General features: G+C 44.2%; 9 protein-coding genes and 1 pseudogene. 7 read left to right on the top strand and 3 right to left on the bottom strand.

Going from position 1 to position 6567, the window contains the following annotated elements:
- Positions 1 to 370, top strand: a 370-nt coding sequence (locus G395_RS0125855; RefSeq protein WP_026632682.1) for a transposase, incomplete at its 5' end; no start/stop codon positions are given.
- A 49-nt stretch (positions 371 to 419) separates the two neighbouring features.
- Here G395_RS0125855 and G395_RS30535 read toward each other — a convergent pair.
- The 3 genes and pseudogenes from G395_RS30535 to G395_RS0125840 all read right to left on the bottom strand — a co-directional run.
- Positions 420 to 605 (bottom strand): annotated as a pseudogene (locus G395_RS30535) (Txe/YoeB family addiction module toxin); the annotation flags it as partial.
- The gene (locus tag G395_RS0125845) at positions 602 to 823 is read right to left on the bottom strand and encodes a hypothetical protein (RefSeq protein ID WP_026632681.1); all 222 of its coding nucleotides are present in this window, start codon (positions 821 to 823) and stop codon (positions 602 to 604) included. The gene G395_RS0125845 and the pseudogene G395_RS30535, both read right to left, overlap by 4 nt.
- Before the next feature lie 77 nt (positions 824 to 900).
- Positions 901 to 2682 carry an ABC transporter ATP-binding protein gene (locus G395_RS0125840; RefSeq protein WP_026632680.1) on the bottom strand — a complete coding sequence of 594 codons (1782 nt, stop codon included), beginning with the start codon at positions 2680 to 2682 and terminating at the stop codon, positions 901 to 903.
- A gap of 243 nt (positions 2683 to 2925) precedes the next feature.
- On the opposite strand from G395_RS0125840, the gene nusB reads away from it, so the two are divergent.
- From nusB to coaE, 6 genes are read left to right on the top strand one after another with little or no spacing between them, the layout of a single operon-like run.
- On the top strand, positions 2926 to 4092 hold the full coding sequence (gene nusB, locus G395_RS0125835) for a transcription antitermination factor NusB (RefSeq protein ID WP_026632679.1): 1167 nt from the start codon (positions 2926 to 2928) through the stop codon (positions 4090 to 4092).
- Positions 4093 to 4128: 36 nt separating this feature from the next.
- Entirely contained in the window at positions 4129 to 4431 is a 303-nt protein-coding gene (locus G395_RS0125830) for a YtxH domain-containing protein (RefSeq protein WP_026632678.1), read from the top strand.
- A gap of 10 nt (positions 4432 to 4441) precedes the next feature.
- Positions 4442 to 4882: a DUF1573 domain-containing protein gene (locus G395_RS0125825; protein ID WP_026632677.1), complete on the top strand. Its 441-nt coding sequence runs from the start codon at positions 4442 to 4444 to the stop codon at positions 4880 to 4882.
- 51 nt (positions 4883 to 4933) lie between these two features.
- Positions 4934 to 5236: a preprotein translocase subunit YajC gene (gene yajC / locus G395_RS0125820; protein WP_026632676.1), complete on the top strand. Its 303-nt coding sequence runs from the start codon at positions 4934 to 4936 to the stop codon at positions 5234 to 5236.
- A gap of 9 nt (positions 5237 to 5245) precedes the next feature.
- Positions 5246 to 5938, top strand: a complete 693-nt coding sequence (locus G395_RS0125815) for a YbbR-like domain-containing protein (RefSeq protein ID WP_229204294.1) — start codon at positions 5246 to 5248, stop codon at positions 5936 to 5938.
- 25 nt (positions 5939 to 5963) lie between these two features.
- Positions 5964 to 6566 (top strand): dephospho-CoA kinase, encoded by a 603-nt coding sequence (coaE, locus tag G395_RS0125810; RefSeq protein ID WP_026632674.1) that lies wholly within the window; start codon positions 5964 to 5966, stop codon positions 6564 to 6566.
- Position 6567: the final 1 nt, after the last annotated feature.

Genomic DNA, 6567 nt, shown 5'->3' with positions numbered 1-6567 from the left:
AGACATTTACAGTGCTCCCACGCGGCAGGCGGCCTTAGCTGCCCTGGATAACCTTGAACTGAAATGGAACAGCAAATATTCCTATGCCATCAAAAGCTGGCGCGAAAACTGGGATGAGCTGACTGTCTTCTTTGACTTTCCATTGGAAATCCGCCATATCATTTACACCACAAATCTCATAGAGAACCTAAATGGGAAAATAAGAAAGTACACCAAGAACAAACTGTCCTTTCCGACTGATGAAGCAGTAATGAAATCGGTATATTTGGCCCTAAGGGAGGCTTCAAAAAAATGGACCATGCCGATCCGAAACTGGGGCATGATCCTGAATCAATTTTTGACTATTTTTGAAAATAGGGTCAGGCTATAAGCTTTGCCCAACCCCGATTGAAAAGTTTACACAGTTAATGAGATAGTCCCTCGGTTATTCGCCTGGACCAGGCGCCACTCAAATTGCCTTTAAGCGGCTCAGGTTTCCCTTTGCCTTCAAAAGGTGTTCTCAGGCACTCTTTGACCAATTCGTTAATTTTCTTAACTATCTTTTTATCTGTCTTTTGCCAGTATAAGTATTCTTCCCAGCCGTCACGGTCCCAGGATAAGGTCATTCTTCGATCAGATTATGATACTCAATCTCTCCACGTCTTGATCGCTCTATTGCATTCAAAAGCCTTTCTTTGTTCGACGCTGAGCTAAGCAGATAGTCTGTGGTATCCATTTGCTTGTCGTTCTTCGAAAATTTTTCGACCTTGATAAATGGAATGCTGTCTATCAATTCCATCATGAAAGGAAGTTTATTGTCAGGAATGTTTAAAACAATTCTCATAGTGTTTCAATTGCAATGCTCCTACAAATATAACAGAATACTTTAATCGAAAGTGCTCGACTGACTTCCTGAAATCATCAAGCTTCTTCCGCGACCAATTGCTTCTCATACAACTCTTTATACGCCTTGTTGAGTGCCATTAGTTCGGTATGGGTTCCTTGTTCTATGATTTTTCCTTCGTCCAGCACCACGATGCGGTCGGCGAGCTTGGCTGAGGAGACGCGGTGGGAGATGATCACGGAGGTGCGCTGATCCATGATGCGTTTCAGGTTGTTAAGGATAATGTTCTCGGTGTTGGTGTCTACGGCGGAGAGGCAGTCGTCAAGAACGAGGATCTTTGGATCACGTGCAATGGCCCTGGCAATGGATAGGCGCTGTTTCTGACCTCCGGAAAGCGTTATGCCGCGTTCGCCGAGCAATGTCTGATAACCCTGCGGGAAGTCTTTAATGTTGTTATACAAGTCGGCATCCTTAATGGCTTGCTCAATCCGTTCAAAAGGCATATCCGTTGTTCCGAAACGCACATTGTTCTCAATAGAATCTGAGAAAAGGAACACGTCTTGAGGCACATAACCGATTTGCCGGCGATAGGCGTGCACGTCGTAATCCTTCATAGGAATGTTGTCGATCAGGATTTCGCCTTCGGTCGGGTCGTAAAGACGGCCCAGCAGATGGGCCAGCGTGCTTTTTCCAGAACCCGTAGTTCCAAGAATTGCTACGCTTTCACCCGGTTTTACCTCCAAATCAAAATCGTGCAATGCCTTTATACCGGAATCAGGGTAAACGAAGCCTACATGTTTGAATGTGATCGCGCCTTCGAGTGGTTTTTCGATATTTTTGACCGAAACCAATGTAGTCTTTTCATTCAAAAACTCATTGATCCGAGTTTGTGAAGATGCCGCCCTCTGGATCTGACTCGTTGTCCAGCCGAGCGCCATCACGGGCCACGTCAGCATATTGACATATAAAATAAACTCTGTAATGTTCCCTGGCGTAAGGTTTCCATTGATGATTTCCTGCCCGCCAACAAAAATCACGAGGATGTTACTCAGCCCGATCAGCAAGACAATTACAGGATAAAAGAAGGCGTCGACCTTGGTCAGGCTCAGTGATTTCTTTTTGAAATCTTCCGCCTCTTTTTCAAAATTCGTATATGAATGTTTCTCCTGAACAAAGGATTTGATAACCCTTATCCCTGAAAAAGCTTCCTGCACGTAAGTGGACAGTCCGGAAAGCTGCTTCTGGATCTCCTGGGAGCGTTTCATGATCATGCTGTTCACAATGTAGACGCTGATCGAAAGCACCGGAAGGGGCAGCAGCACAAATAAAGTAAGCTTCGTGCTCACGGAGAGCATGTAGGAAATGACGAGAAAGAACAGGACGATCAGGTTGATGCCATACATTAATGCCGGACCGACATACATCCGGACATTGCTCACATCCTCGGAAATCCGGGCCATCAGGTCGCCTGTACTGTGTCGGCGGAAAAAACTGGCTGGCAAGGTCTGGTAATGCTGGTAAATGTCATTTTTAAGCTCAAACTCGATATGCCGAGACATAACGATGATCGTCTGCCTGACAAGGAACAGGAAAATCCCTTTCAGAAGCGCCATAGCAAGGATTAGCAAGCCGTATAACAGAATGCTGAACGCGAAAATGTCATACATTTCAGTTTGCAGCGCAGCTCCGTTGAACAGATAATAAATGTCCAGCGTTTCAATCACCAGATCCAGCGCATAACGCACAAGCTGGGCCGGGATTATTCCAAAAAGGTTAGAAATAATTGTAAAAATGGTTCCAAGGATCAGATACCATTTGTATTTCCACAAGTACTGGTTGAGGTACTTTAATGCTTTCACTATATCTTATGTTAACTGCGGATTTTCCCACGCCGGACGGGCGATAACTAACCAACATCCTATCGTTTCAAAACGTTGCAAATTTAAAAGACGGCATTTCATTTTTTCGATTCTAAACAAAATAGTCTATTTTTGCGGTCAATTTTAAACGAAAAACGCAGGGGAAAGTATTCAAACGGCCCTGCCAAATACAGATACGTTCTTTGATTTACTGTACCTTTTATCCAATTAGTGTTCCGGCTTATGCTGAATAGAAGATTATTAAGAACTAAGGCGGTTCAGGCGCTTTATGCCCGTCAGCTTACAAGAGATGCCAATCGTTTACTGGCCTTAGACCACATTGAAGCGTCTTTTCAGCCGGATCTTAATTCCATGGAATTTCAGGACCGGACGAAACTGGCAGGAATGAGAAAGCTTGCCGGAATGACCCTCGATGAATTTATCAAGCACGGAAAGCCGAAGGAAGGTGAAGAACTTCCCGAGCAGGTGATCAAAGTGGCTCGGAGCGCTTTTGAAGCATACAGCAGACAAACAACTTCCGATGGCGAGAAAATGGTTCGCCGGGTTTTGAATGAAACGGAATCCATTTACGTGGATTTCATCCGGGTTTTATCCATGTTAATAGAGCTTTCACATCAGGCTAAAATTGACCGCGAAAGAAGATATGATGATCCTGAGGCGCCTTTTCCAAAGGATGCCGGGCTCAATACAAACCGGGTTATCCAGGTTTTGATTGCTGATAAAACGCTTGAAGAAGAAATTATCAGGAACGGGATCAACTGGAGTAATGAAATGAACCTGATCCGGAAAATCTATCGCGAAGCACTGCGCAAGGACGAGGAATACACAGCTTATTGCAAAAACGCATCGCATACGCCGGAAGAAGATCAGGCCATTGTGCAACACGTTTTGCGGCAAGTTATATTAAAGCATGAAGTGCCCCTGGAATATCTTGAACAGCGCGATCTTTACTGGGTAGACCACAGCGAACTGATCAGGAGCCTTGCTATTAAAACATTAAGATCAGCAGATAACAGCGCCACATTTGAAATTTCCCCGTTGACAAAAGATTGGGAAGAAGACCGCTTTTTTGTTGAAGAACTTTGCAGGATCGTCGTGGAGGAAAGTGATCAGTATGATGTTTATCTGGATGAGCACCTGAAAAACTGGGAACTTGACCGGATTGCATTGGTTGATCTGATCATTCTGAAAACGGCACTTGCCGAGCTGATCCATTTCCCAGGAATTCCTGTTAAAGTAACCATCAACGAGTTTATTGAAATTGCAAAAAGGTACAGTACGCCAAAAAGCGGTAAGTTTGTAAATGGTGTCCTGGACGTGCTTTCTGTTAAACTAGCCAAAGAAGGCGTGATCAGAAAAAGCGGACGCGGGCTGATAGATAACAAATAGGCTGAGCACAATAATTACAGCTAAAAACCAAAAGTCATGAGTAAAACGAGCAATAGTTTAATCGCATTTTTAACCGGTTGTGTCACTGGCGCTGCTCTCGGAATCCTCTACGCACCTGACAAAGGAGAGGTTCTGCGTACGCAATTGACATATAGATTGTCTAAATACAGAGAAAAATTACAGGATGTTATAGATGATCTGGTTCAGAAAAAAGACCAGCCTGATAACTTCACAAAGACTGAGGGCGAGCGTGTTGTCAATGATGCACGCGAAAAAGCAGAAAAGTTACTTGAAGACGTAGATCGCCTGATGGCACAAATCAAAGGTCAGACCAGCTGATTTATTTCATATGAAAATACGGTCATTGGGTTTCTTATTGGGAGTTGCATTGTTACTTTCCAATTGTTCCAAAAGCGATAATAAAGAAGAATCAAAACAGGCAGACTCAAAGATGCCTGTTTTTACTTTGAGCGATAGTTCAACATTTGAATTCGGGACAATTCAGGAAGGAGAGGTTGTTGAACATGATTTCAAGTTCCGGAATGATGGTGAATATCCGTTGATTCTCAATAATATAACTTCGTCTTGTGGCTGCACCACACCGGAGTGGCCGAAAGATCCCATTGGTCCGAAGCAGACTTCCAGCATTAAAGTCCGTTTTGACAGTAAGAACAAGACTGGTCCGCAGGTAAAAACCATAACGGTTTATGCCAACACGGAGCCAGCTTACACGGAGCTCAGGCTGAAAGGAATTGTAAACGCAGCTTCCAAGCCTGATACACTCAAATAGCTTTGTCTATCACAACCGAAAGGTTAACAACTTATTAATCCATCCATTATAATGAAATTTTCGATTTTAGCACAAGCAGCAAGTGGCGGTTCAGAAGCCATGATTTACCAGGTCGTGATGTGGGTTGGTATCATTGGTGTATTCTATTTTTTCATGATCCGTCCGCAGCAAAAGAAACAAAAAGAGCAAAAAGAGCTTCTTGGCAATCTTAAAAAAGGAGATCAGGTCGTTACAATAGGAGGGATCCACGCGCGGGTTTACACCGTTGAGGATGCCATTGTTACGCTTGAACTAGATAAAGGAGTGAAGCTTACAGTGGATAAGTCGGCGATTGCGCGTACTATTGCAGGGTAAAGTCATGTTATGAGTAACGCACCATCAGGCCAGAATAAAGTCAAGACTTTTTTTGTATGCATTCTGGCAGCCTCGTTTTTTTGGTTAATGAATGTATTGAACAAGGATAACTATTCGATTAAGCTTAATTATCCGCTGGACATCGAATACGATTATTCGGCTTTTGTTCCTATGCAGCCATTGCCGAAAAGGATTTCCGTGAATGTCTCAGGAGACGGCTGGACGCTGCTGCAAAAATCCTGGCTTAATTTCAATGCTAACCCGGTGGTTTACAAGGTCAACAACCCCAATGAGGCAAGTTTCATCAATTCGACCACATTGACAGACCAGATCACGGAATTGTTCCCGAACCTGCACGTGAATTATGTCATCGCCGATACATTCGAGCTCAATTTCGAGCGAAAGATCAGGAAAATCATTCCTATCCGGGTGGATAGCGCGGCGATAAATATCCGGGATGGTTACGTTATTTCAAGCATTATTAATGTTTCTCCATCGCTTATATCTGTCGACGGACCCGTTTCGTTGATCAAGACTTATCCGGATACGATCCGTGTCAGCGTCCCTACGCCCAAGATTCAAAACAATTTTGATGAAAGCCTGCCCATCCCGCTGCCGGTTTCGCCGTTGGTAGAGGTAAGCCATCGAGACGTTTACATTAGTTTTGAGGTGGCGCAGTATCTCAATGTGATCACGCCATAATTTACCATTCAAGTCATTTTCCGTCATGTCACTTCCCCTTCAAGTTGGAATTACCGGCGGAATCGGCTCTGGAAAGAGTGTTGTCTGTAAGTTGTTTGCCTGCCTGGACATTCCCGTTTACAATGCCGACAGCCGGGCCAAATGGCTCACCAATCACAATCCCCGGATTATTGAAAGTGTTATTTCTCTGTTGGGAAGAGAATCCTACACCAGCGAGGGACATTATAATACAGCATATGTCAGCTCGCTGGTTTTCAGCAATGAGGATTTACTCAAAAAACTAAATGCGATCATTCATCCCGTTGTAATGCAGGACACGGCAGATTGGGTTGAAAATCATGCAGGATCGCCATATGTTGTAAAAGAAGCAGCCCTTATGAATAAGGCTGGCGACCGCAATGCACTGGATTATGTGGTTGTCGTTGAAGCGCCATTAGAATTGCGGATATCCCGAATCCTGCAAAGGGACAGGCGTAGCGAGGACCAGATTCGGGCCATTGTTGCAAGGCAGGTTTCAGATGACGAACGGAGAATGGTCGGTGATTTTTTTATCAATAATGACGAGAAATCAGCTCTGATTCCGCAGATATTGAAGCTTCATGAGATTTTCCTGAGGCCAAGGAGCTGAA

The organism is Dyadobacter alkalitolerans DSM 23607, assembly GCF_000428845.1.
Classification (GTDB): domain Bacteria; phylum Bacteroidota; class Bacteroidia; order Cytophagales; family Spirosomataceae; genus Dyadobacter; species Dyadobacter alkalitolerans.
Note: the sequence above shows the minus strand (reverse complement) of the source record. Positions and strands in the feature narration are given on the sequence as shown.

Coding starts and splice junctions, on each gene's coding strand:
- G395_RS0125815 (WP_229204294.1), top strand. CDS start 5,246: ATGAGTAACGCACCATCAGGCCAGAATAAAGTCAAGACTTTTTTTGTA.
- G395_RS0125830 (WP_026632678.1), top strand. CDS start 4,129: ATGAGTAAAACGAGCAATAGTTTAATCGCATTTTTAACCGGTTGTGTC.
- nusB (WP_026632679.1), top strand. CDS start 2,926: ATGCTGAATAGAAGATTATTAAGAACTAAGGCGGTTCAGGCGCTTTAT.
- coaE (WP_026632674.1), top strand. CDS start 5,964: ATGTCACTTCCCCTTCAAGTTGGAATTACCGGCGGAATCGGCTCTGGA.
- yajC (WP_026632676.1), top strand. CDS start 4,934: ATGAAATTTTCGATTTTAGCACAAGCAGCAAGTGGCGGTTCAGAAGCC.
- G395_RS0125845 (WP_026632681.1), bottom strand. CDS start 823: ATGAGAATTGTTTTAAACATTCCTGACAATAAACTTCCTTTCATGATG.
- G395_RS0125825 (WP_026632677.1), top strand. CDS start 4,442: ATGAAAATACGGTCATTGGGTTTCTTATTGGGAGTTGCATTGTTACTT.